We start from the raw sequence: 2350 nt of genomic DNA on the forward strand, positions 1-2350 counted from the left end.
AAGCAACTATACAAACATATGATATTATGCTAGATAATCAATATGTAACTTCATATCAATTACAAATAGGAAAAACATATACGATAAAAGGATATGCAAGTAGTACTAATAGAGTTTTATACGAATTTTGGGTTAAAGATTTAAATACAGGAACTTTAACAAAAATAAGAGAATATAAAGAAGACAGATATGCAAGTTGGGCACCTACAAAGCCTGGTAAATACACCATTATTGTTAATGTTAAAGATATATTCAGCTCAGATATTTTTGATTCAAAAGTAGAAAAAACATTTACAGTAATAGGTGAAGATGGTTTAATTAAAAACTATAAAAAAACAAATTATAATATAACATTAGATGAAATGCTAAATAAGCAAATGGACAATAGACCAGCTTATCATATGTATATACCAGAGAAGAATACTTATGAATGGAGATATGCTATTGTAAAGAATGGTAAAAAAGGATATTCAACTGATATAAATGGAGTTAATTGGGTGCAGAGTGATCAGCAATATGACTATATTAAATCAAAGGCTAGAGAATATATAGATCCAACTAATCAGATATATGATGATATTGGGCAATATCAATTTTTACAATTAAGCTACAATGAATGTACTACAGCAGAGCAACTAAATAATATGCTTAAAGGTAAGGGTGTGCTAGAAGGAAAGGGACAAGTATTCATTGATGCAGGAAGAGAAAGTAACGTAAGCCCTATATATTTAGTAGCACATGCTCTTTTAGAAACAGGAAATGGTACGTCAACTTTAGCTAAGGGCGTGGTGGTAAATGGAAAAATGGTTTACAATTTATTTGGTATAAATGCTGTGGATAGTGATCCTATAGGACAAGGATCTAAGTATGCTTATGAACAGGGATGGTTTTCAGTAGATTTAGCTATTAAAGGAGGGGCTAAATGGATTTCATCAGGATATATAAATAACGTGACGTATAAACAAGATACATTATATAAAATGAGATGGAATCCAGCTAATCCAACAGTACACCAATATGCAACAGATGTAAGATGGGTATACAATCAAATTGGAAATATAAAAAAAGTAATAGATGGATTGAGAGGGGCTACATTAAATTTCGACATACCAATTTTTAAATAAATATAAAAAAGGCTGTCTCAAAATAGAAAATACTTTCTATTTTGAGGTAGTTCTTTTTTATTATTATATTAAATGATATAATAATTTTAATTGATTTTTAATAGAATATTATTTTTTACAATTAGAAGAATTTCAAATGGAAATAGTATGCAATTGTAAAGTTTAAATTTAAAAATATTTATGTAGATTACGATAAAATTATAAAGACAACTATTGAAAGGGTGAGTTTATGATAAATAGAAAAAAGGGTTGCTTAGTCTTAAATATTATTTCACTTTTTTTTATGATTGGATTATTAATATTCCCTATGAGTGTACAGGCTTATAATAATTTAATCATAAATCTGGAATCTCCAAAGGAAAGTGAATTATTTAATGGAAATGATTTAAATTTAATAGGAACTGTAGATTCTAAGGAAAAACTAAAATTAATAGAAATTTATTTAAATAATGAGAAAATAGGACAAGCYAAAACAGAAACATCAGTAAATAAGGATAGTAGTTATTTGACTAATTTTGAATATAAAAAAGATATGTCGAATATTAAAAATGGAGAATACCTACTAAAAATTGTAGCTATAGATGAAAATGATAATAAAGAAGAGAAAAGTTTAAAAATATATGTTAAAAATCAACAGGAACAGACAATACAAGATAATGTATTAAAAAATGAAGAAAATAATACATTAACTAATAATACATATAAAGAAACAAAAGCATTATCAGTACCTTTATCAGGGAAAGCCACAATACAAACCTATGACATAATGTTAGGAGATCAATATATAACAAATGGAAAGCTAGCATCAGGAAAAACATATACAATAAARGGYTATGCAAGCAGTCCAAATGGAGTATTATATGAATTTTGGGTTAAAGATRTATCAACAGGAGTTTGGACAAAGATAAGAGACTATAAAGAAGACAGATATGCAAATTGGACACCAAGTAAAAATGGACAATATGTAATAGCAGTAAATGTAAAGGATAAATATAGTAACACAAGTATGGATGGAAGAGTAGAGAAAACATTCACGGTAGAGACACAATCAGGGAAAGCCACAATACAAACCTATGACATAATGTTAGGAGATCAATATATAACAAATGGAAAGCTAGCATCAGGRAAAACATATACAATAAARGGYTATGCAAGCAGTCCAAATGGAGTATTATATGAATTTTGGGTTAAAGATGTATCAACAGGAGTTTGGACAAARATAAGGG

The 2350-nt window shown here is 27.8% G+C and carries 2 protein-coding genes; both read left to right on the forward strand.

Annotation, left to right across the window (positions count from 1 at the left end):
* Window positions 1-1124, forward strand: a 1124-nt coding sequence (locus ACYUEW_RS18865) for an N-acetylglucosaminidase (protein WP_460277697.1), incomplete at its 5' end; no start/stop codon positions are given.
* A gap of 229 nt (window positions 1125-1353) precedes the next feature.
* On the forward strand, window positions 1354-2350 hold a 997-nt coding region (locus tag ACYUEW_RS18870), incomplete at its 3' end, for a triple tyrosine motif-containing protein (RefSeq protein WP_460277699.1).

This window comes from Clostridium sp. CTA-1 (genome assembly GCF_054768215.1).